The organism is Shewanella sp. SR43-4, from assembly GCF_014163845.1.
Taxonomy (GTDB): domain Bacteria; phylum Pseudomonadota; class Gammaproteobacteria; order Enterobacterales; family Shewanellaceae; genus Shewanella; species Shewanella vesiculosa.
Genome location: NZ_JACJEB010000019.1, coordinates 59,302 through 83,479, shown reverse-complemented (window position 1 = coordinate 83,479; position 24,178 = coordinate 59,302). Strand labels below are relative to the sequence as shown.

Below are 24,178 nucleotides of genomic sequence, written 5' to 3'. Positions count from 1 at the left end.
CAAACTTTCTTTTCGCCTTGAATCCAGTGATATGAACCACTTAACTCAACCCAACTCGGTAACCGCTTTCGCTGTCTGCCGTGTCAGTGGATGCGCATTATAGGCACCACAAGATTTTGTGCAAGCATAAAAATGCTAAATATTGCAAAAACATGACTGAGAGGTGTTTTTTCAATCGAAATGAACAAAAAAGGGACTACCAGCCCCTTTTTTGCCTATTTTGCTCGGTTCTAATCACCAAAGAATCGAGTTTCCTGTTTTATTTCTATTGGGCTACCGTCTATAACTGCGTTAATTTTAATATCGATTTTAGTAATACTTCTCTTCAGCTCGATAGGATCGACAGCAATACTAATTGGCAAGGTGATGACTTCACCAGATCCGATTGAGACGTGCTGCGGGCCAATCCATTTAGCATTCGGCAGACCTTCGACACTTAACTCATACTCTTGTGGCTGTTCTGTCTTATTAAGAATTTTTATCGTAAAGGTGTTTTCGGTATTGCCTTGGTTGTTTTGACGATACAGTGAGTTTCTATCTCTAATAACATCCATACGAACAGGCGCAATAGTTGCGCTGGCATAAATGAATATTAATATCATCACAGTCAGCACTACACCGTAACCGACCAGCTTAGGTCGCAATACCTTTTCTTGTACGCCATCAAGTTTGTTTTCTGTTGTGTAACTGATTAACCCTTTTTCGTAACCCATGCGTTCCATGGTGTTATCACATGCATCAATACAGGCCCCACAGTTAATACATTCGTATTGCAGACCATTACGTATATCAATCCCTGTCGGACAGACTTGTACACATAAGTCACAATCAATACAGTCGCCTAAGCCCATTTCTTTTGGGTCTTGTTTGCGAGAACGAGGACCACGCGTTTCACCACGCTGAGTGTCGTAACCGACTATATAAGTATTTTTATCAAACATAGCCGCTTGGAAACGGGCATAAGGACACATATGAATACACATGATCTCACGCATCCATCCGGCATTACCATATGTCGCAATAGTGAAGAAAATAACCCAAAAATATATTCCACCACCGGCATTCAAGGTAAAGATGTCAATGTACAGTTCACGGCTTGGAACAAAGTAAGATACAAAGGTTGTGGCTGTTAATAGTGATACCAGTAGCCAAGAGGTATGTTTAGCGGTTTTCCGCCATAGCTTATTAAAGCTCCATGGCATTTGATCAAGCTTAATGCGTTTATTACGTGCGCCTTCAAACTTTTCTTCAAACCAGATAAAAATGAAGGTCCACACCGTTTGTGGGCAGGTATAGCCACACCACACTCTACCGAGATAAGTAGTAACGAAAAACAACCCGAATGCAGCTATCATAAACAGTGCTGCGAGTAAGGTGAGGTCTTGTGGCCAGATAGTTAAACCAAACACATGGAATTTTTGCTCGGCCAGATGAAACCAAACTGCTTGACGATCGCCCCATGGCAACCAGGGCAACAATAAGAAGAACAACATAGCAATCCAACCCATGTAACGGCGTAACGTTGTCCATAAGCCATCTACAGCTCTTACATAAATACGGTTGCGCGGATTGAAACGGTCTGCTTTACTGGCATCAGGTTGATGGATTTTAATACGTTGTTGTTTAGAAAAGTCCTTGGGGTTAGATTCTGTCGTCATGTTACAGCCTTACTGCTTTAATATTGAACGATAACTAGCTTATTATATAGGTAATAACACATTATTGGATAAAAAGATGAGAGGCTGGATAGGATTAATAATAATTGCGGGAATTATTTATTATTTCGCGACGGAAACAGACAAGCTTGATAAGCCAATCCATGACATTAAAACAATGTTTACTAAGGCTGACAAAAAGCTTGATTCGATGACGGGCACAAAAATCATTAAAATTGATAAACACTTACCGCAAATTAAAGCGGAAATTTACGAACGCTTATCAACTATTGAGATCCGTGAGTTAGATGGTGTGTTTACCAGTAATGAAGCAATAGCTGAGTTTAAAGATCAATACTGCCATAGCAGTGCTCGCCACCCGGTTTTCACCAAAGAAAACTTACAATTTATTTGCGATAAAATCTAATAACTCGAGTTAGTTAACGGTTTTATGCTCTCAAATTGACCTAAATATCAAATAAGCCTAGCCTTTGTGTAATATCTACAATAGGGGCTAGGTTTTTATGACTCAATCACACACAGAATCAGTATCCGACATTTTTGATCCAGACTTATGGGATCTTGTCGAAGGATTCAATTTTGAAGACATCACTTATCATCGGGCAAAACACCAAGGTACAGTGCGTATTGCCATTGACAGGCCTGATTGCCTTAATTCATTTCGCCCTAAAACCGTAGACGAACTCTTTATCGCTCTAGATCATGCTAGACAATGGTCTGATGTAGGATGTGTACTATTAACAGGTAATGGGCCATCAGCAAAAGGTCAGTACTCATTTTGCGCAGGCGGTGATCAACGTATTCGTGGTAAAGACGGCTATAAATATGAAGGCGCAGAGGAAGGTAAGCCTGATGTCGCACGCATGGGACGCCTTCATATATTAGAAGTACAACGTTTGATTCGTTTTATGCCCAAAGTGGTTATTGCAGTTGTGCCAGGCTGGGCTGTGGGTGGTGGCCATAGTTTACATGTAGTGTGTGACTTAACATTAGCCTCTAAAGAACACGCTATCTTTAAACAAACTGACCCTGATGTGGGCAGTTTTGATTCCGGGTATGGCAGTGCATATTTAGCTAAGATGATTGGCCAAAAACGTGCTCGTGAAATCTTCTTTCTTGGTTTTAATTACTCAGCAGAAGAAGCCTTTAATATGGGCATGGTAAACCGAGCGATTCCCCATGCTGAACTCGAAACAGAAGCATTAGTTTGGGCAAAAGAGATTAACTCTAAATCGCCTACCGCAATGCGTATGCTTAAATATGGCTTTAATATGGCCGACGATGGCTTAGTAGGCCAACAACTGTTTGCCGGTGAAGCCACACGCTTAGCGTATGCAAGTGAAGAAGCTCAAGAAGGCCGTGATGCCTTTTTAGAAAAACGCGACCAAGATTTTTCCCGCTTTCCTTGGCATTACTAACTCCAGCACATAGGGTTATGCTCTAAATTAACGGATATTTTCTGCCATCATAAAGGCCCTTTAAGGGCTTTTATTGTTTTCGGTATTAAGAAATATAATCGTAATCGAAATTTTCATTGATAATAATCGAATTAACCCGCTTTACATGATAATGATAACTGTTATCATTTAAAAAATAAACAAGGGGGACTTAACCATGAAAAAAACTTTCAGTTTTGCCATTTTACACTTCGGTGTCGCATTTACGATTACCTACCTATTAACCGGGAGCATTATTATCGGTGGCACCATAGCCCTGCTTGAGCCTGCCGTTAATACTGTTGTATTTTACTTTCATGACAAGGTATGGAAAAACATTGAGTTAAAGAAAGTGCAGCAAGCTGAGCGATCTAAAGAGTCCGCACTCTTGATGGGCTAACGTTATAACCATGAGCTTGCTAGTCCACCTTATGCGCTCTTTATGGAATTATAAAAGCATTGTTACCATTATTTTTTTTGGTACCAAATCCAGAAACCGCTTAATGATACCAACAACAATGCTAGTGCAAACAAGTCCCATAGCCACACTGTTAACGTTCCAAATAGGCGACCGCTATGAAGATCTAGTATTACGCGTTGCCAATTTAAATGCGCACTACGAGCATGTTGAATAAACTCAGCATTAACTTGAGGATTTGGCATAAGCCAACTTAACGGCTTGAGCGGTACAGTAGGTTGCCAATCAATTAACTGCTCATCAGCTTGATAAACACCAGAGTCTGTCTTTAGCCATACTCGACCATCCACTACTGCCAGCGCTAATAAGCCAGCCGGTAAACCGGTACTGCTATTCTGTGTTTCTTGTAAATGCCCTGCGCTATCGAATAAATACAACTGATTGGTATCCATTGCCACCAGCATATTGGCAGCATAACTGGCACTGATTAACGTTTGTGGGCCTTCAAAAATAACCTGTTTTCCCTGCCACAATAAATTATCAGTAATATAAAGTGCAGGTAAATTACGCTTATCTAAAGCAGAAAACTGAGCGACATGCGCAGGAGCTGGAATACCATAATAATCAAGTAACCAAGACTGGGTAACAGGTGTTTGGTCTAAACCAAAATCATCACTGTGATTTATCGCTACACCTGTGAACACGAGTAATAGGATAAATAAAGCACTCGCTAAGCCTAAGCGTCGATGCCAAGGACGAAGTGCTCGTAACAACTTAAGTCTAAAACGATTACGTCGAGATGTCTTAGTCACACTAACCTGCTTGAAATGATCCGCTGGAATTGAAATTGGGCTTATGGCACCACATGCGCATGAAGTAATAATGCAATACGCGATAACTTAGTTAACGCTCTTACTGATAATGTCGCGCCTGTAATGCCATCTATATGCTTATCAAGCTGATATTGGTCATCTAGCTTGGCCGACTTAAATTGATCAGTAAAAAAATCATGACGCACTTCATCACCGCGGCTTTCACGATAGATTAACACTTTAGTTCGTTCTATTTGATTGTCTTTTACATGGATAGCCACTGTAATAGGCGATTCTTTACCTATCTCGTCCATTATCCATACCGTTGTATTATTGTGAAGCCAATAACGCAGCCGCATTTTATTAAAACGATGGGCTAAGATAACTTCTATCGCTTGTTTGAGCTCATCGTCAAGCCATAGCACCTTAGACTCGCCACTACTGCCATTAAATGCTTGGCTAATAAACGCTTCATTTGACTGATATTGTGTGGCAGCAACGCTATTAAATACTGACAAACAAGCCGCTAATCCCAGCATAAATACCATCAAATATGATCGTAATATTGTTTGCATAATAGCCCTCAAACATCATAAAAATACGGGCGCCAACAATATACACTGCAGGCCCCCATTTACCGATAAACGTTTTTATCGATGCGTCTTACCTCTGAGAATACTCAGGATTAGAACTGGTAACCAACGCCTAAGTTAAAACCGTCTGAATCTGCAGCGCCGCCAATATTTTCGTAATCAGCTTTAAACACTACGTTTTCGTGTAACCAGTAGTTAACACCCACGTTGGTTTGTTTTTTCTTAGTATCGGCGCTATCACCAGCATTGTTGTCCCACTCGTTATAACGAGCAAACACACCAAACTGTTCATTAATACGGTAAGCAGGCTCAATATAGAAACCATTTTGCTTATCACGACCTAATGCTTCAGCTTCTTTACCATCAATATTCCACTGTGCATATAGAGCTTTTACAGTGAAGTGTTCAATGCTGTAAATGGCATGGGCGGTAAGCAATGTTGCTGCTGCAGAATCAACATCGGCAGTACCTTGAGTTAAATCTGACTGATACTGAACCGTTGCTGCTAGCTCCAAACCTGGAACCGCAGTGTATTTTACACGGCCGGTATAGGCTAAATCTTCGCCCTTAGCTTCAGAAACTTTTTGACGACCATTACGGATTTTGTAACCAGAGCTTTGGTCTAAATACAAACCAGAAGTGATTGCGGTATCAAAGGCTAAACCTGGCGCCGCTTTAATATTAAGGTTTATACCCCCTTCCCACCACGTTGCAGGAATGATGTCTTTTTCTACTGGGTTGCGCTCAACACCGTAGAATGCTGTTGGTTCGTGAGTTTCGTTGATAATACCGACAGGCATTAAAAATAGACCAGCTTTACCGGTAAACATCTCATTAAAGTCATGCTCGATATAGGCTTGCTCTAACTCAACTTCGCCATTTTGGCTCTCACCTGCGATGGAATGCTCAACTTCGAGTTCAGAGAAAAAACGTGTGCTGCTATTAAACTCGTGACCGACAAATAATACAAAGCGATGGAAGTCGAATTCTTTCTTGTCTTCACCAGTTTGGTTATTGCTAATATTGTTGTAGTGTAATTCGCCATATCCACCAATAGTGGTTGCCGACTTGCTTGATGCGCTTGCTTCTACTACATCAGCCGTAGCCTCTACACGTTTTTCAGTTTGCTCAAGACGCTTTTCAAGATCTTTAAGCACTTTCTGCTGCTGCTCAATAATCTGGCGTAGTTCAGTCGTTTCATCAGAAGCCATAACTTGATTGCTAGCCAAAAGGCTAAATAGTGTTGCAGCTATTAACGTTTTTTTCATATTCCATCCCGATCAGACAATGTAAACAACTAGTGTGTTATGTAAAGTAGTGTAAATTTTCGTGAATTATACATAACGAATATGTTAATGCAAACCATTATCATTAAGCTTAGTAGGTGTGTCACATATTTAATAACAACCACTCTGTGTTTAATGACACGAGATAATCGATGATTGACATGAAGAATGCCAAATAGGATAAAACTTAGAATATCCTCGGCCAGCAGGCATTGTTTGGCCATCAAGCTTAGTACTGGCTAACTACATGTTGGATTACAATGAAGGTAAAAGAATTCTAGAAATAGGCTGTGGCATCGCCCTATCAAGTTTACTACTCAACGAAAAACATGCCGATATTACGGCAAATGACGACCATCCAGAAGTTGAGTAAGCTCTGCCATTTAAGGGCTATATTCTGCGTTTTTCACGTGTAAATTTTGTTGTCTGAAAAGCCAATAAAGCGTTATGGCCAGTAATGTCATTATTAGTGATAATGGACGGCGATAATCATGTCGCACTTTTAAAGGCAACACCTTAACCAAGCAGATTTACCCCATGGCCATTTGGCTATGAAACAACACAAGTTAAACATATTCAGCCTTAGTGTTAACTCACTCAAACTAAAATATTCCTGCTGATATCTGTTAATACAGCACTATTTGCAGGCGCAATAGCCAGCAACGTTTATGGCGGCGTACACCTAATGATAAACCTTTAATAAAAAGGCCATCGAAAAAACCATAATCCAAATATCAACAAAACGATACCGTCAACTTAACCTTAATATTACAGCGTTATTATTTGTCAGGTTTTTAGACTCAAAACACGCTATGATCACCCCATTGTCGTCACGAGCTTTATATCCCTCACAAATTGAGCCATATAGCTTAGATAATCTCATATAAGCCTAGAACAAGGCCTATAATCAGTTGTTATCAGGCGCAGCGAATTTACTCTCCACTTATACTTTATATTAGGCAGTACCATGGCTATCAGAATTAAACTTAAACCTGGCCGCGAACGTTCATTAGAGCGACGCCACCCTTGGATATTTTCCAATGGAATTCACAACGTCAATGGCGGCAAACCGCAAGCTGGTGACACTGTTGAAGTAGTGGCGCACGATGGGCACTGGCTCGGACGCGGTGCCTGGTCGCCAGAATCTCAAATCCAAGTGCGTATATGGACCTTCGACAAAGAAGAAACCATCGATGCAGACTTCTTTGCTAGACGTATAAAAAGGGCTCAAGCCGGTCGTGATGAACTCATCCGCGAACAAGGCCTTACAGGTTATCGTTTAATTGCCGCAGAATCTGACGGTTTACCTGGTATCACCATAGATCGTTATGCCAACGTATTCGTTTGCCAACTATTAAGCACTGGTGCTGAAAAATGGCGCGATACCATCGTTGAACAACTAGTGATTCAATATCCAGATTGCGCCGTTTATGAGCGTTCAGATGTCGACTCGAGAAAGAAAGAAGGCCTGGTTCCTGTCGTAGGGTTACTTCACGGCGAATTACCCCCAATGCCTATTATCATCGAAGAAAACGGTATTAAGATTGCGGTCGATGTTATTAAAGGCCACAAAACCGGTTTTTATCTAGATCAACGTGACAACCGTGCTATGGCGGCTCGTTTCGTTAAAGGCAAATCTGTACTTAACTGCTTCTGTTACACTGGTACTTTCGGCTTGTATGCCGCCAAAGCTGGCGCGGCGAGTATTGAAAATGTTGATGTATCCACCTTAGCGCTGCAAACTGCTCGCGATAATATGGCGATTAATCACCTTAATGATGACCATGTAAATTATAACGAAGCTGACGTATTTAAATTACTACGCCAGTACCGAGATGAAGCTAAAACTTTCGATGTTATCGTGCTCGACCCGCCTAAGTTTGCCGACAATAAATCGCAGCTAGATGGTGCATGTCGCGGTTATAAAGACATCAACATGATTGCGATGCAATTGCTTAATCCAGGTGGAATATTACTGACGTTCTCGTGTTCAGGCTTAATGCAGTCAGACCTATTCCAAAAAGTGGTTGCTGATGCTGCCTTGGATGCGAAACGTGAAGTTCAGTTTATTGAGCGTATGCATCAAGCTAGCGATCATCCAATTAGCAGCGCATTCCCAGAAGGTTATTACCTAAAGGGTTTGGTTGCCAGAGTCTGGTAAATTAGCCAATGGAAGATAGCAAAAAGGGAACAATATTTGTTCCCTTTTTTGTTTAATGTAACTAAAGAAAGTAAAAGATAGCACACTAACTTAGCTAAGAACTCTGAAAACCCTAACAATCAAAGTACTCCATTAATATGCCAAACAGCCTAAATTCTAGATAAAAAGTAAACAACATTGAGTATGAAAATACATAAAACAAGAAGAGCCTCATTCAAAACAGGCAAAAAACTATACTTAAAAGCCAACTGAAAATTTTCAATACTGAGCGACTTACTTTTAGTGAGACATAATACAGAACGAATACCTTTCGATAATAGTTCACTAAGACCTACCAACACTAATCAATAAATCACCATTTACCAGATACTATATTGATATAAACCCCAACAACAATAACCGCCAACATTGATGCGATAAAAGGGGCTGTATTCGTTACCATAAGAGCCATACCAAGCGCAGCACCGAAGCATAACGTCACAGCAGCCAGTTTTTCTCACCCGAGATTATTTTTTAGCTTCAAGTTAACTCTTTATCCGTTGAGCCGATTCATTTAATTAGACTAAATCTAGTTTAAATTTGCAGCAAATGCTCACACAAGACACTCATTTGATGGGTTTATAAAAATAGATAATGGCAAATAACCAAAAATATCCAGCGAATACTCATTGCAAAATGGTTATTAAATCAGCAGTATAAATTGATAATATTCAAACGGACTTTTTGATGAAACAAAAACTTATGCTTGTTGGAACAGCATTACTTGCAGTTGCACTCATTTTTATTTTTAATGAAAATAAAACTCCAACCGAAAATGTGATGCAAACTAAAGCCAATGATGTGCAGCAACCATCTACTTCACAAAATGCTCAATACACGCAAACCATAAATCACACTGATAGTATTCCGCCAAATATATCCCCCCATGAAATGGTGCGTTGTAATGGTATAGCTGAAATGTTTACAGATCCAATAATCGAAGATAGCTTTAATAGATATTCGGCTAATAAAGACATTTTCTTCGACAATATTAAGCAACAGCAAACTCAACAATCACGTATTGCTTCAGCTTTCATCAACAAAAACAAATCAATTGAAGACGATATAGAAAATTTTGACGAACTATTACAAACATATCCAAGCAATAAGTTAATAGCGTTTAACCTTATGCTACATTGCAGCTATTCCACAGCAAAAGTCTGTGATGATGTAATGATGCAAAGAGCATTAGATACTGACACTGAAAACGGTGCTTTGTGGTTGCAAATGGCACTGTATCAGCTGAAAGCTGGCAACATAGAAAGAGCTCAAATGTCGCTGATGCAATTTTTCCAATCACAACGTTATAACGAATATTCCGGAGACTATTTATCTACAGTCGATTTAGCCCTTAAAGAAGCTGGAGCCAATGATGATTTATCTTTAAAAGTAGCAGTGCTTGGTATTGCCGCTACAAGATATAAAACAAATTTTGCACCACTTGTTAAGTTATGCAAAAAAACTGATACCGACAATGCTGCATTATTGAATATATGTTTACAAACCAGTGAAAGATTAATTGAGTCTAAAGGTGGGTTATTAACTAATGAAGTAGGTTTATCTATACAAAATAATGTGTTGGAGAAATACGATGATTCAGAAGGGTTAGCTAATAATGCATCTGCACAAAAAGCATTTGATACTTTTAATGAAGAAGCAAATATTGCCATGAACATGATGCTTCGTAATCGTAAAAGAACCGAATACTGGTTATCGTTAAATCGAGATTATGGAGAGCTGGCGGCATTAGAATACATGATTGATCAAGCAAAACAGATCTCAGCCAATAACCAACAAGATCCTTGCACCATAAACTGGTAACACCAAAAAACCGACACACATTCAAAAGTTACAAATTAACACACAAAAAAGCGGCTTATCTGGCAAGAATAAGCCGCTAAAGGTTTACATGGCAAATATTACATCGCAGTAAAGTCGTCTAATAAAATCACTCCAAATGGCGCTCCACCATCGACATGATCAACAGCCGCGACAGCATAAATACCCGAAGCATCTAAGGTCACATCAAGCGGACCGATAGCCACATCTTTAGTATTAGCAACAGTAACAGTAATTACATAATTACCAGGCGTAACGCTTAAACTGCCAGAAGATGCCTTAAATGGTACATCCTCTAATACTGGCGTTGCATCGGTAATATCAGCAGAAGCAGTAAGATAAACATCAACTTCTGGTGCTGAATATGCAGCATGGGTAACAGTTAACTTTGCCTCAGTCGCTACGCGACGAGTTTGCTCAACTAGCACCAGTGGTTCAATCATGCTATCGGTTAATGATCCTACCGCTAAGGTGCTATAACTTTTACCAAGATCTAAGTCGACGGCGGCCTTATCTATCACCACAACACTGTTATCGGCATCCGCAGCAACAGTTACTGTATGTGTACCGTCAGCAAGATTGACATAGCCCGTTACCTCACCAAAAGACAACATGTTAACTGCTGGAGTGACTGCTTCGTCAACAAATACGTCCACCGCAGGCGCGTCAGCAACAGCATGAACAACACGTAAATCTGCGCCGCTGTTGACATCATTTAAGATTACTTGCCCTTCTGGTAGCGACACTTGTAATGCTACTGGTGAATCACCAGACCAGGTATTAGGGATCGCGCTAATAAAGTAATCTTGCATATCGGCTAAGGCAACCGTACCTGAGTCATATACCACATCTTTCATTCCTGATGCGGTAATACGAATTTGATAGTCACCATTAGCTACCTCAATTTGCGAACTTACATCTAAATAGTTTGCAGATAATGTTGGAGTCATAGCGCTAATATCTGCATCAGGGGCGGTAACATAAACATCAACATTGCCCGCTGCAGGTGCAGCATGCAGAACTTGTACTCTGGCGTAACCTGTAGCAATGTCCATTATTGGGTTTGCAATCAGTTTTAGATTTAGGGTGTCATTAGCCACTAACCCTAATGCCAATGCGGTATATTCCATATCACTTTGCGCATCAAGAGAGGTTTCGAGCACGGTTGCAGTGTTACCATCGGCCAAAACAGCATCAACGCTAATATCGTAAGTCGCCGATGATACTTGGATTAGATCACTAGACATGGCGTAATCCACCTTCGACAGTAATGCATTTCCATTAGCGACAACATTCACTAATGGTGCATCACTACCAGCATGAATAACACGTACGAATGAAATTTCTGGCTCTACAGGATCAACAACCATGACATCATCGTCGTCAGAGCAGGCTGTTAAACCAATTAAAGAAACACACAGTGCAAAAGGGTAAATCCGTTTCATTTTAGAAATCCTCATTAAGTATTGTGACCGATTTCTATACGGGGTGATTTATTTGCTGGTTCAAAAAAAATACACACAAATAATTAACTTTTCAGATAAAAAGATATAAATATTTGATGCCAATATAAAATATGCACAAATAATAATTTAGCGCTAGCTGTTTTAAAAAGAATGCTGGCTATGATGAAAATAACCGCGGCACAATATCGCAAACATCATTATAGAGAGCGGATGGTAAGAAGTGTTAATACTGCTAGCCTAACGTTTAGACTTATTAGCCTCACCACAAAAAAACCAACATAAACATTATTATCAATTAGTTAATCACCTGTCACTGACACAATTAAACTGTAAAAATATCAATCATTGATGTAACTCTACTTACCACGCAAGTCTACTTTACACATTAAAATAAAATGTTGTTATCGACGAGCTTGATGCTGTGAAGCGTAGCTTGATCTTTTAGTATCGACTATTTTGCAAGTTCACCTCGTTAGTTTATTAAAATAAAAACTGATCTCATTAATTAACGAATGCGTAACTAACGCTGAACTCAAAAATGGTATGCACTCAAAAAAGGAAAATATAATGTTAAATAAATTCACTACAATCATCGCTATTATCCTTGCTAGTTTAGCGTTCTCGACAGTTTCTTATGCAGAGCATCATGGTATGAAAAAAGATATCGTTGATGTCGCTGCTGAAAATGGCTCGTTTAATACTCTCGTTGCAGCAGTGAAAGCAGCAGGACTTGTTGAAACATTAAAAGGTGAGGGTCCATTTACAGTATTCGCGCCAACAGATGATGCGTTTGCAAAGTTGCCTGAAGGCACAGTAGAAATGCTTCTTAAACCAGAAAACAAAGATAAACTTGTTGCAGTACTAACTTATCATGTTGTTTCAGGCAAAGTGCTGGCTGCTGATGTAGTTAACCTAGATAGCGCAACTACCGTTGAAGGACAAGCTGTTACCATTGAAGTAAAAGACGGTAATGTTATGGTAAATAATGCACAAGTAATCATGACAGATGTTGAAGCTAGCAACGGTGTGATCCATGTAATTGATACCGTACTGTTACCTAAGTAATCGCTAAGTAATGATGGGGCGTTGGTTTTATGTCACGCCCCTGATTTTTCAATTATAAAAATGCAATCTCACCGACACTGTAATGGTCAATTAAAATTATCATCTTGATGTCAGAAGCGATGATGTTCACTTTACACATTAGCCGGTAAATTTATTTTATCCAATTGATATAAACCTCATCCTCGTTAAATAGCATTATTGGCAATGTTAGTGACTTTATCCTTTGCCGATAATTAACATAGAGATAGACAGATTCACAATTAAAGCGATAAATGATCAATTATTTTATTACAGTGTTATAGCCAATAAAAACGGCTTCCCAAGAAGCCGTTAAATTAAATTTAAAATTAAATCAAAGCCTTACTCAACCGTAACTGATTTTGCTAAATTGCGAGGTTGGTCGACATCAGTACCTTTAATTAATGCCACATGATATGACAGTAACTGCAATGGAATGGTGTAGATCAATGGTGCCATGAACGCATCACAATGGGGAACCTGGATAACTTTCATTGTGTCGTCTGACTCAAATTCTGCATCGACATCGGCAAACACATACATCAACCCACCACGGGCGCGCACTTCTTCAACGTTTGATTTAAGCTTTTCGAGTAACTCATTGTTTGGCGCAACCACAATCACTGGCATATCAGCATCAATCAAGGCTAATGGGCCGTGCTTTAGTTCGCCAGAGGCATAGGCTTCGGCGTGAATATACGAAATCTCTTTGAGTTTTAATGCACCTTCCATCGCGATTGGGTATTGATCACCACGGCCTAGGAATAATGCATGCTGTTTGTCAGCAAAGTCTTCTGCTAATTCAGCAATAGCATCATTTAAGCCAAGCGCCTGCTCCACTTTAGCTGGCATTGATAACAAGCTTTGAGTAATAGCCGCTTCCATTTCACTAGACATGCCATTATGACGGCCAATAGCGGTGGTTAACATTAACAAGCCAGCAAGTTGCACAGTAAAGGCTTTGGTTGATGCGACACCTATTTCTACGCCTGCTTTCATCATGTAAGCCATATCCGATTCACGAACTAACGATGAACCTGCAGAGTTACAGATGGTTAAAGTGGCTTTGTAGCCCATTTCTTTTGCTAGGCGCATTGCCGCTAAAGTATCTGCTGTTTCACCAGATTGTGAAATCGTCACTAATAAGCTATTTGGGAACAGGTGCGACTTACGGTAACGGAACTCAGATGCAATTTCGACGTTACATGATACGCCAGCCCAGTCTTCTAACCAGTAACGCGCGGCCATACCAGCATGATAACTGGTACCACAGGCAATAATTTGCACGTGTTTAATATCTTTTAAAAATTCAGCGGCATTTTCACCAAAAGCTGAATCTAATACTTTACCACCCGCAATACGACCTTCTAAAGTATGCGCAATCGCAGTTGGTTGTTCGTAAATCTCTTTCAACATGTAGTGACGGTATTCACCTTTGTCACCGGCATCATGAGTCACTTCAGACTCTTTCATTTCGCGCTGAACAGCGTTGCCATTAACATCAAAAATGTTAACTTGACGACGGGTAATTTCTGCTACATCACCTTCTTCTAAAAATGCAAATGAACGCGTTACCGGTAACAATGCAAGTTGGTCTGAGGCAACAAAGTTTTCACCCAGACCATAACCTATAACCAATGGGCTACCACTGCGGGCAACAACCATGCGTTCGCTATCACGACGGTCGATAACAACTGTGCCATAGGCACCTTCAAGTTGCTTAACCGTCGCTTGAACTGCGACTAATAAGCTCGCGGCTGTTTTTAATTCATGATGAACAAGATGACAAATCACTTCGGTATCTGTGTCTGATGAGAACACATAACCTAAACCTTTTAATCTCTCGCGCAATTTACTGTGGTTTTCAATTATACCGTTATGAACAACGGCAATATCACCTTCAGATAAATGTGGGTGTGCATTACGCTCTGTTGGTTCACCGTGTGTTGCCCAACGAGTGTGAGCAATACCGGTGCCACCACTTAGAGGGGTGATCTCAAGTGCAGATGACAACTCTTGTACTTTACCTACACGACGAGTACGGCTTAGCTCACCTTGATGAATGACAGCAATACCTGCTGAGTCATAACCACGATATTCAAGACGGCGTAAGCCTTCGACTAAAATTTCTGCAACATCCCTTTGCGCAACAGCGCCTACGATTCCACACATGTTAGTTTCCTTTACTGTTTTAATTTAATTTGTTTACTTAGCGTATGGCGCGAGAATGACTCTGACGCCATGGGCTGAAATAGTGTTAACGGCTTCTTGGGTAATGTTGTCGTCGGTAACTAAGACATTAACCACTTCCCAGGGCAGCTCAAGATTAGGGATTCGTCGACCAATTTTGCTAGATTCCAGTAATACCACCACTTCACGCGACATTTCTGCCATCACTTTACTCAAGCCAGTTAGCTCGTTAAACGTGGTTGTGCCGCGGTTAAGGTCGATACCGTCGGCACCGATAAACAGTTGGTCGAAGTTATATGAACGTAAAACCTGCTCTGCCACTTGACCTTGAAAAGACTCGGAATGGGGATCCCAGGTGCCACCGGTCATCAATAATGTCGGCTCATTTTCAAGTTCATGAATGGCATTGGCCAGTTGTAATGAATTGGTCATGACCACTAAACCATGCTTACCATTAAGCTGTTGAATGATGCCTGATGTGGTACTGCCACTGTCAATGATGATCCGATTATGGTCGCGGATCAGCTCAGCGGCTTTAGCAGCAATAGCTTGTTTATTTACAGACAGGTTTTCGTTGGCTATTTGGGTCATTTCTTGTGGTAAAGGCACGGCGCCACCATAACGTCGTAACAATAATCCATGGGTTTCAAGCATAGCCAAATCTTTACGGATCGTAACTTCGGAAGTGGCAAATAAATTAGCCAGTTCGTCGACACTGACTTCGCCTTGCTCATTAACCAATTTAATGATCGAATGGCGACGTTGTTGGGTGTTACGTTTAGTCATTTAAATTAACTACTTTCCGCATAAGTTTCGAAACGAAAGGTATTTTAGCATCAAATGAAACTTTATCTAGATCTTATAACTCAAAAGTTGAAATAAATGTACAAAAAAGCCTCTGAAATATGCAGAGGCTTTTTATGAACTAATTAAGATAAGTCAGCGTTAACCAGCCATATTAGAACTTAACCTCTGCGGCAACACTGAAGTTACGCTCTTGACCAATAGTCACCATATTATATTGACCACCTTCAATATAATCGGTATCAAATAAGTTTCTGACATTTGCACGTACGCTTACGTCTTTACCCATAACATCCATAGTGTAAGCGGCACCAATGTCAAAACGAACATAGCCGTCTTTGCGAATACTGTTATCGGTATTGGCAAAACGCTCGCCAACATAGATAGCACCAAAATTCAGCGCAAAATCTTCGTTCATTTGGTAGCGAGTCCAGATATTGGCAGACCATTCTGGCGCATCAACAGGCGTTTTACCTTCACGTTCATCGCCAGTGTGATATTCAGCATCAAGGTACATCATGGAAGATGTCATAAACCAATTGTCACTTATCTGGCCTTGAGCGCCCACTTCAAATCCACGATGCTTCTGCTCACCACCTTGAGTCGTAATATCAGTATAGGAACCTATTGGAGTCGAGAGTACTTCAGATATTGTAATATTCTCTAGGGTGATATCAAATACAGCCGCGGTCAGTAATAAGGTATCGTTGAACAGTTCCCACTTAGTACCAACTTCATACTGAATACCATATTCAGGTTTTAAATCCAGTTCATCGTTAACATCAAATGGATTATTAACAGCACCTTGCGGGGTAAAACTTTTTGAATAGTTTAGGTAAACACTGCCATTTTCCATGGGCGAGTAAATCACCCCAAACTTAGGCGATAGCGCATAACTGTTCTGGCCTAAACCGTCTTTCTTTTGCTCATCGTAACGAACACCAGTAAGCAGCTTCCATTGTTCATTAAGCGTCATTAAATCTTGCAAATAGAAGCCATAATATTTGTATTCGCTAGGATCACCTTTAACACTTGAATGGTAATCAAGATCAGGCTTAATAACAGGCTGCCCAGGAGTCACGGTTTGGGCTTTACCACGTTGGATCTGTTGCTGATAAAAATAATCTAGGTAATTTGCGCCAATTAATAACTGATGTTGAACTCCGGCAAAATCAAACTCGCCTGTAAAATCTACATAAGCCGTTTTATGTTGCCAGTCATCATAACGATCGAATGGTTTAATGCTATAACCATTACTAAGAGGATCTGTGGTGTATTGTGGCGCTGAGTCGAAACGTTGGCGATTGAATTGTTGATCGTTATAGCCCGCTTTGACTTTCCAGTTGTCACTCATATGCCAAGTCAGATCGGCACCTAAGTTTGACACTGTATTATCGGTAAAGGCCCAAGGCGCATCCCAAACGGTTTTACGTTCGCCAATGACATTACCTTGTTTATCTAACCAACCACCGGCATCAATACCGGCTTTATCTTGAGTGTGATCGTATTTCACTGACAGTAATACATCATCAGTTAAATCAAATTCCATATTAAGATAACCTAACCAACGATCGCGTTCTTGATTTTCTTCGGTGGTTGAATATTCACGCCAATATGTTGTGTCTTGCTTAACTAACACTCCACGATAACGAATACTTTGGGCATCATTTAAACTTCCTCCCGCATCGATCTGCGCACGGGTAGAACCGTAACCATCTGTGTCTATACCCACATCAAGCATAGAATCATAAGTCGGCTTTTTAGTGACCATATTCACTAAACCACCAGGACCAGATTGGCCATACAACATACTAGAAGGACCTTTCAGCACTTCAACTTGCTGTAGCGTTTCAATAGGTTGTACATAGTGAGACCATTGCTGGTGGCCATTAATCAGATAACCATTACCCGAATCTAACTCAAAACCACGGATACTAAAGACTTGGCGGTTCCAGCGTGTCGTTCCTGCCGTCACGCTGGAATCGTTAACTAATACTTCTGCAAGGTTAGTAGCTAATTGTTCATCGGTAACAAAATCAGGGATAACATTAACTGACTGTGGGGTATCCATTAAGTCGATATCACCGCGCATAGCGCCAGATGCTGTAGCAACTTTATAATCGTTAAAGGTACGACCGGTCACATTAATGCGCTCTATGTTAGCGTCACTCGACACTTCTGCCATAACAGGCATCGCCATTAATGCTGAACCAACAGCCAAACCTATAACTGAATATTTAAATACCATGACCAACTCCTCAATAAGACTTTCAGTCTAACAATTGAGGGGAATATAAATGAGAATTGTTTTTATTTAAACTTATTTGTGAAAAATTTACACTTACTTGTGACATAGCTATAAATTCATTTAAAACCAGTCAATTAAGAACATTTAATTAACATAAATCAAACTTATAACAAACCTTTTTTCAGTATAATTTTCATATAAAAAATGTATAAATAATAAAAAAGCGGCTCATGGCCGCTTGATTATATTTGAGTTAACCGTTATTTTTTAATTTTTATCGGACGCTGCCAACCAGTAATATGGCGCTGTTTAACGCGAGTAATCACCAGTTCATTTTCAGCAACATCTTTGGTTATGGTTGACCCAGCCCCTAGAGTGGCATTTTTGCCTATGGTAACAGGTGCTACTAACTGAGTATCACTGCCGACAAATACGCCATCTTCAATGGTAGTAATAAACTTATTGGCACCATCATAGTTACAGGTAATTGTACCGGCACCAATATTCACGCCAGCGCCAATGTGTGCATCACCTAAATAGGCTAAGTGGCCAGCTTTAGAACCTTTACCTAATACACTCTTTTTAATTTCGACAAAGTTACCTATATGAGCATCTTCTTTAAGCTCTGCCCCTGGGCGTAAACGGGCAAAAGGTCCTGCACTCGCGGCTTGTCCAAGCTTAGCGCCTTCTACAATAGTATAAGGTTTAATTTCTGCATTATCGGCAATGTCGCAATCAATCAAAATAGCACCTGCGCCGATTGTCACATTGTTACCTAGGGTTACTTTACCTTGAAAAATAACGTTAACATCAATCATCACATCCATACCAACAGTCACATCGCCGCGAATATCAATACGCGCAGGATCGCGGAGATTAGCACCGTCGAGCATCAGTTTTTCAGCAGCACGAGCTTGATAAGCTCTTTCTAATTGGGCAAGTTGCACGCGGTTGTTAGCGCCTTCAACTTCGATAGCCGACTGTGGCTGTGATGTGCTAATTTCAACGCCATCAGCCTTTGCCATGGCAATGATGTCGGTAAGGTAGTATTCACCTTGAGCATTATTATTCGATAAACGATTTAACCAGGCTTTTAACTGCTTACCCGGCACAACCATTATACCTGTGTTCACTTCGGTAATGGCTAGCTGTTCAGCATTAGCATCTTTTTGCTCAACAATTCCGACGACGCTGCCTTGTTCGCGCACTATGCGACCGTAACCGCTTGGGTTAGGTAAATTAACAGTCAAAATAGCCAAGCCATTCACAGGGCGTGCAGCTAATAATGCTTCTAAGGTTGATTGCTGAATAAGTGGTACATCACCGTAAAGGATTAATACAGTATCGTTATCGTTAATATTCGGGTTTGCTTGGGCAACCGCATGGCCGGTACCCAGTTGTTCAGCCTGTAATACCCAGTTTAATGCTTGCTCGCCAAGTGCTGTTTGTAATTTATCTGCGCCATAACCATACACTAACTGAATAGCATCTGCTCCTAAGGCATTGGCAGTGTCTATCACATGTTGCACCATACTTTTATGAGCAATAGGATGCAGAACCTTTGGGAGATCTGAGCGCATCCGAGTTCCTTTTCCTGCAGCTAAGATCACAACATTTAACGACATTGAGCATTCCTTTAATGAACCGATATAGATTTGCGCTCATTTTAACGGAATATGGTCAAAAGGGAAAACAGGCAGGGGGTTAATTAGCCGATAATAGGCAATAAAAAAGGCGACTCATAAAGAGTCGCCTTTTAAGCGTCAAATAATCAGATTATCTGGTGATATTTTTCTTGATGCATTCAACAACACGTAATTGAGCCAAAGATTTGGCTAACTCGATTGCTGCGGCTTCATAATTGAAGTCAACTCCGGCGTTGGCAATTGCTTGCTCAGCACGTTCTTTGGCTTCTAAAGCAGCTTTTTCATCAATATCATCGGCACGTAATGCTACATCAGCAAGTACTGAAATTGCAGTAGGTTGTACTTCAAGTAAACCACCTGATAGATACAACACTTCTTCACTACCATCTTGCTTGATAAAGCGCGCCATACCAGGCTTGATTTTTGTCAGTAACGCAACATGGTTAGGCATAATACCTAACTCACCTTCAGCACCAGTAACTTCAAAGAAGCTAACTTGGCCGTGGTAGATGCTGTTTTCTGCACTAACAATATCAAGTTGGACTGTTTTGGCTGCCATCAAGTTCTCCTTAAAGAACTAAGCTTTACGGCCTAGTTATTTCTTTTTGTTAGCTTTCTCGACAGCTTCATCGATTGAACCAACCATGTAGAACGCTTGCTCAGGGATATGATCGAACTCACCATCCAAGATACCCTTAAAGCCACGAATAGTGTCTTTAAGAGAAACGTACTTACCAGGAGAACCAGTAAAGACTTCTGCTACGAAGAAAGGTTGAGATAAGAAACGCTCAATCTTACGCGCTCGGAATACCATGGTTTTGTCATCATCTGACAATTCATCCATACCCAAGATAGCAATAATGTCTTTCAGCTCTTTATAACGCTGTAATACAGTTTGTACACCGTTTGCAACATCATAATGCTCTTGGCCAACAACCTGTGGATCTAACTGACGTGAAGTCGAATCCAATGGGTCAACCGCTGGGTAAATACCCAAAGAAGCAATTTGACGAGACAATACAACAGTCGCATCTAAGTGAGCGAAGGTTGTGGCTGGTGACGGATCAGTTAAGTCATCCGCAGGTACATATACTGCTTGTACAGAAGTAATCGAACCAGACTTAGTTGAAGTGATACGTTCTTGAAGAACACCCATCTCTTCAGCTAGTGTTGGCTGATAACCTACCGCAGAAGGCATACGACCTAATAGTGCAGATACTTCAGTACCGGCTAAGGTATAACGATAAATGTTGTCCACGAACAACAATACGTCACGACCTTCGTCACGGAACTTTTCAGCGATACTCAGGCCAGTTAACGCTACGCGTAAACGGTTTCCTGGAGGCTCGTTCATCTGACCATAAACCATGGCTACTTTGTCTAATACGCCTGAATCTTCCATCTCGTAGTAGAAGTCGTTACCCTCACGGGTACGCTCACCAACACCAGCGAAAACAGAAAGACCAGAGTGAGCTTTAGCGATGTTGTTAATCAGTTCCATCATGTTAACTGTTTTACCAACACCAGCACCACCGAACAGACCGACTTTACCACCTTTAGCGAAAGGACAAACAAGGTCGATAACCTTGATACCTGTCTCTAAAAGCTCAGTTGAATTTGACTGATCTTCGTATGAAGGAGCTGCACGGTGAATAACATAACGCTCTTCTTCACCGATAGGACCCGCTTCATCGATAGGCTCGCCCAATACGTTCATAATACGGCCAAGGGTTGCAACCCCTACCGGAACAGTAATTGGTGAACCTGAGTTTGCTACCTCTAGACCACGACGCAGACCATCAGAAGAACCCATAGCGATGGTACGAACAACACCACCACCTAGCTGCTGCTGAACTTCCAGCACCAAACCATTACAGGCGCCTTCACCAGTGATCTTCAGAGCGTCATATACTCGAGGTACAGAATCTTGTGGAAACTCTACGTCCACAACCGCGCCAATTACTTGGACAACAGTACCTGTGCTCATGATTAATCCTCTAAACTTGATTTCGTTACCTAAACCTAAACCGCTGCAGCGCCTGCAACAATTTCCGACAGTTCTTGCGTAATCGCAGCCTGACGGGCCTTGTTATAAACGAGTTGCAAATCATCGATCATTTCGCCGGCGTTATCTGTTGCCGCCTTCATGGCTACCATACGGGCAGCCTGTTCAGAGGCAATATTTTCAACAACACCTTGATATACTTGAGACTCTACATAACGAGTTAACAATAAATCCAATACTTCTTTTGGATCAGGCTCGTAAATATAATCCCAAGGATAACTAGCTACTTCTTCATCTGACTTAGGTAAAGGTAGCAGCTGTTCGATCACCGGAGTCTGGGACATGGTATTCACAAATTTGTTAAATACTATGAACAGACGATCCAGTTTACCTTCGTTGTAAGCTTTTAACATGACACGAACTGTGCCAATCAAATCAGCAAGTTTTGGCGAGTCGCCTAAACCTGATGCATGGGCGGATATTTCACCACCAAAGCTTTTAAAAAACTGAACAGAACGGGCACCAATTGGGCAAAACTCAACATTTGCACCTTGTTCTTTCCACTTTTTAACGTCTGACACAACCTTTTTAAATAGGTTAGCGTTCAAACCACCACAAAGGCCACGGTCGGTTGCTACAACAATGTAACCAACCCGCTTGGCATCTCTCACCTCTAAATAGGGGTGTTTATACTCGAGAGTACCTTGCGCTACGTGACCGATCACCTTACGCATATTTTCTGCATATGGACGGCTCGCTGCCATGCGTTCTTGCGCTCTGCGCATTTTGCTGGCGGCAACCATTTCCATAGCGGAAGTGATCTTCTGAGTATTTTTAACACTCGCGATCTTGGTTTTAATCTCTTTAGCGCTGGCCATCTCTACTCTCCAATCTGGGACCTGAGGTGCCTAATGACACCCCGTGTTCATTATTACCAGGTTTGGGTTTCAATGAACTTGTCCATGCCTGCCTTTAACTCACCTTCGATATCAGCGTTATAATCGCCAGTAGCATTGATGGTGTTCATTAGGTCAGCATGTTGACTGTTCATGTATGAAAGCAGAGAGGCTTCGAAGCGACCGATTTCATTTAAAGCAACACCTTTAAGGTAGCCTTTTTCAGCTGCGAAAATAGACACAGACTGGGCAGCAACGCTCATAGGAGCATATTGCTTTTGCTTCATTAGTTCGGTTACTCGCTCACCATGCTCAAGTTGAGCACGTGTTGCATCATCTAAATCAGATGCAAACTGTGAGAACGCAGCAAGCTCTCGATACTGTGCAAGTGCTGTACGAATACCGCCTGACAGTTTCTTGATGATCTTAGTCTGCGCAGCACCACCAACACGAGAAACAGAAATACCTGGGTTAACTGCAGGACGAAGTCCCGAGTTAAACAAGTCAGTCTCAAGGAAGATCTGACCATCAGTAATAGAAATTACGTTGGTCGGTACGAACGCTGACACATCACCAGCTTGGGTTTCAATAATAGGTAACGCGGTTAACGAACCGGTTTGACCTGTTACTGCACCGTTAGTGAACTTTTCTACATAATTTACGTTTACGCGTGAAGCACGCTCTAATAAACGAGAGTGTAGATAGAATACGTCACCTGGGTATGCTTCACGTCCTGGTGGACGCTTCAATAGTAGAGAAATTTGACGATAAGCAACTGCTTGCTTAGACAAATCATCATATACGATTAAAGAATCTTCACCGCGGTCACGGAAGTATTCACCCATAGAACAACCAGAATATGGCGCTAAATATTGCAGTGCTGCAGCTTCAGAAGCTGATGCAACAACAACGATAGTGTTAGCTAATGCACCATGTTCTTCAAGCTTGCGTACTACGTTTGCGATGGTAGAAGCTTTCTGACCAATAGCAACATAGACACACTTAATGCCTGATTCTTTCTGGTTGATAATTGCATCAATAGCCATCGCTGTTTTACCAGTCTGACGGTCACCAATAATCAATTCACGTTGACCACGACCAATAGGGATCATGGCATCAACGGCTTTATAACCAGTTTGGATTGGTTGTGATACTGACTTACGTTCAATAACACCAGGGGCAATTACTTCAACAGGAGAGAAACCATCGTTGTCGATAGGTCCTTTTCCATCAATAGGCTCACCTAGAGTGTTAACAACGCGGCCAAGTAGACCACGACCCACCGGTACTTCAAGAATACGACCAGTGGTTCTAACTTTATCACCTTCTGCTAAATTAGCATAAGGCCCCATCACTACGGCGCCGACAGAATCACGTTCTAAGTTCAACGCGATTGCAAAACAGCCACCAGGCAGTTCGATCATTTCACCTTGCATTACATCGGCTAGGCCGTTAATGCGAATGATGCCGTCACTTACTGCAACGATAGTACCTTCGTTGCGAGCTTCACTAACGACGTCGAACTGCTCGATCCGCTGCTTAATCAGATCGCTGATTTCAGTGGAATTCAGTTGCATGCT

General features: G+C 41.2%; 19 protein-coding genes and 1 pseudogene. 7 read left to right on the top strand and 13 right to left on the bottom strand.

The features are described from left to right. Window positions 1–230: 230 nt before the first annotated feature. A complete protein-coding gene (gene ccoG, locus H5123_RS18015; protein ID WP_124016619.1) occupies window positions 231–1,658 on the bottom strand; it encodes a cytochrome c oxidase accessory protein CcoG in 1,428 nt (475 codons plus the stop codon). Window positions 1,659–1,734: 76 nt separating this feature from the next. On the opposite strand from ccoG, the gene H5123_RS18010 reads away from it, so the two are divergent. The 3 genes from H5123_RS18010 to H5123_RS18000 all read left to right on the top strand — a co-directional run bounded on the left by H5123_RS18010 (window position 1,735) and on the right by H5123_RS18000 (window position 3,512). Further along, entirely contained in the window at window positions 1,735–2,082 is a 348-nt protein-coding gene (locus H5123_RS18010; protein WP_182698844.1) for a hypothetical protein, read from the top strand. A gap of 97 nt (window positions 2,083–2,179) precedes the next feature. Then, window positions 2,180–3,094, top strand: a complete 915-nt coding sequence (locus tag H5123_RS18005; protein ID WP_182698843.1) for a 1,4-dihydroxy-2-naphthoyl-CoA synthase — start codon at window positions 2,180–2,182, stop codon at window positions 3,092–3,094. A gap of 196 nt (window positions 3,095–3,290) precedes the next feature. Beyond that, on the top strand, window positions 3,291–3,512 hold the full coding sequence (locus H5123_RS18000) for a DUF2061 domain-containing protein (protein ID WP_182698842.1): 222 nt from the start codon (window positions 3,291–3,293) through the stop codon (window positions 3,510–3,512). Window positions 3,513–3,580: 68 nt separating this feature from the next. Here the strand turns inward: H5123_RS18000 and H5123_RS17995 are convergent, their stop codons facing one another. The 3 genes from H5123_RS17995 to H5123_RS17985 all read right to left on the bottom strand — a co-directional run bounded on the left by H5123_RS17995 (window position 3,581) and on the right by H5123_RS17985 (window position 6,203). Then, window positions 3,581–4,342, bottom strand: coding sequence for a PepSY-associated TM helix domain-containing protein (locus H5123_RS17995; protein WP_182698841.1), 762 nt, complete (start codon window positions 4,340–4,342; stop codon window positions 3,581–3,583). Window positions 4,343–4,383: 41 nt separating this feature from the next. Beyond that, window positions 4,384–4,917 (bottom strand): FMN-binding protein, encoded by a 534-nt coding sequence (locus H5123_RS17990; protein WP_182698840.1) that lies wholly within the window; start codon window positions 4,915–4,917, stop codon window positions 4,384–4,386. A gap of 110 nt (window positions 4,918–5,027) precedes the next feature. Further along, entirely contained in the window at window positions 5,028–6,203 is a 1,176-nt protein-coding gene (locus H5123_RS17985) for a porin (RefSeq protein ID WP_124016600.1), read from the bottom strand. Window positions 6,204–6,429: 226 nt separating this feature from the next. On the opposite strand from H5123_RS17985, the pseudogene H5123_RS17980 reads away from it, so the two are divergent. The 3 genes and pseudogenes from H5123_RS17980 to H5123_RS17970 all read left to right on the top strand — a co-directional run. Further along, window positions 6,430–6,585: pseudogene (locus H5123_RS17980) on the top strand (histidine kinase); the annotation flags it as partial. 603 nt (window positions 6,586–7,188) lie between these two features. After that, complete coding sequence (locus H5123_RS17975; RefSeq protein ID WP_182698839.1) at window positions 7,189–8,382, top strand: class I SAM-dependent rRNA methyltransferase; 1,194 nt, start codon at window positions 7,189–7,191, stop codon at window positions 8,380–8,382. 726 nt (window positions 8,383–9,108) lie between these two features. Continuing rightward, window positions 9,109–10,242, top strand: coding sequence for a hypothetical protein (locus H5123_RS17970; protein ID WP_182698838.1), 1,134 nt, complete (start codon window positions 9,109–9,111; stop codon window positions 10,240–10,242). 98 nt (window positions 10,243–10,340) lie between these two features. On the opposite strand, the gene H5123_RS17965 is transcribed toward H5123_RS17970, so the two are convergent. Then, window positions 10,341–11,705 carry a DUF4397 domain-containing protein gene (locus tag H5123_RS17965; RefSeq protein WP_182698837.1) on the bottom strand — a complete coding sequence of 455 codons (1,365 nt, stop codon included), beginning with the start codon at window positions 11,703–11,705 and terminating at the stop codon, window positions 10,341–10,343. Window positions 11,706–12,293: 588 nt separating this feature from the next. On the opposite strand from H5123_RS17965, the gene H5123_RS17960 reads away from it, so the two are divergent. Beyond that, on the top strand, window positions 12,294–12,791 hold the full coding sequence (locus H5123_RS17960) for a fasciclin domain-containing protein (protein WP_182698836.1): 498 nt from the start codon (window positions 12,294–12,296) through the stop codon (window positions 12,789–12,791). A gap of 360 nt (window positions 12,792–13,151) precedes the next feature. On the opposite strand, the gene glmS is transcribed toward H5123_RS17960, so the two are convergent. The 8 genes from glmS to atpA form a co-directional block, all read right to left on the bottom strand. Continuing rightward, entirely contained in the window at window positions 13,152–14,981 is a 1,830-nt protein-coding gene (gene glmS, locus H5123_RS17955) for a glutamine--fructose-6-phosphate transaminase (isomerizing) (protein WP_124016595.1), read from the bottom strand. A 33-nt stretch (window positions 14,982–15,014) separates the two neighbouring features. Beyond that, complete coding sequence (locus H5123_RS17950; protein WP_182698835.1) at window positions 15,015–15,785, bottom strand: DeoR/GlpR family DNA-binding transcription regulator; 771 nt, start codon at window positions 15,783–15,785, stop codon at window positions 15,015–15,017. A 172-nt stretch (window positions 15,786–15,957) separates the two neighbouring features. After that, window positions 15,958–18,051: a TonB-dependent siderophore receptor gene (locus tag H5123_RS17945; RefSeq protein WP_182698834.1), complete on the bottom strand. Its 2,094-nt coding sequence runs from the start codon at window positions 18,049–18,051 to the stop codon at window positions 15,958–15,960. A gap of 260 nt (window positions 18,052–18,311) precedes the next feature. Next, a complete protein-coding gene (glmU, locus tag H5123_RS17940; RefSeq protein ID WP_182698833.1) occupies window positions 18,312–19,676 on the bottom strand; it encodes a bifunctional UDP-N-acetylglucosamine diphosphorylase/glucosamine-1-phosphate N-acetyltransferase GlmU in 1,365 nt (454 codons plus the stop codon). 151 nt (window positions 19,677–19,827) lie between these two features. Further along, a complete protein-coding gene (locus H5123_RS17935) occupies window positions 19,828–20,256 on the bottom strand; it encodes a F0F1 ATP synthase subunit epsilon (protein WP_124016591.1) in 429 nt (142 codons plus the stop codon). A 36-nt stretch (window positions 20,257–20,292) separates the two neighbouring features. Continuing rightward, the gene (atpD, locus tag H5123_RS17930) at window positions 20,293–21,684 is read right to left on the bottom strand and encodes a F0F1 ATP synthase subunit beta (RefSeq protein WP_011639450.1); all 1,392 of its coding nucleotides are present in this window, start codon (window positions 21,682–21,684) and stop codon (window positions 20,293–20,295) included. A gap of 35 nt (window positions 21,685–21,719) precedes the next feature. Next, on the bottom strand, window positions 21,720–22,580 hold the full coding sequence (gene atpG, locus H5123_RS17925; protein WP_182698832.1) for a F0F1 ATP synthase subunit gamma: 861 nt from the start codon (window positions 22,578–22,580) through the stop codon (window positions 21,720–21,722). A gap of 53 nt (window positions 22,581–22,633) precedes the next feature. After that, entirely contained in the window at window positions 22,634–24,175 is a 1,542-nt protein-coding gene (gene atpA, locus H5123_RS17920; protein ID WP_124016588.1) for a F0F1 ATP synthase subunit alpha, read from the bottom strand. Window positions 24,176–24,178 lie beyond the last annotated feature (3 nt).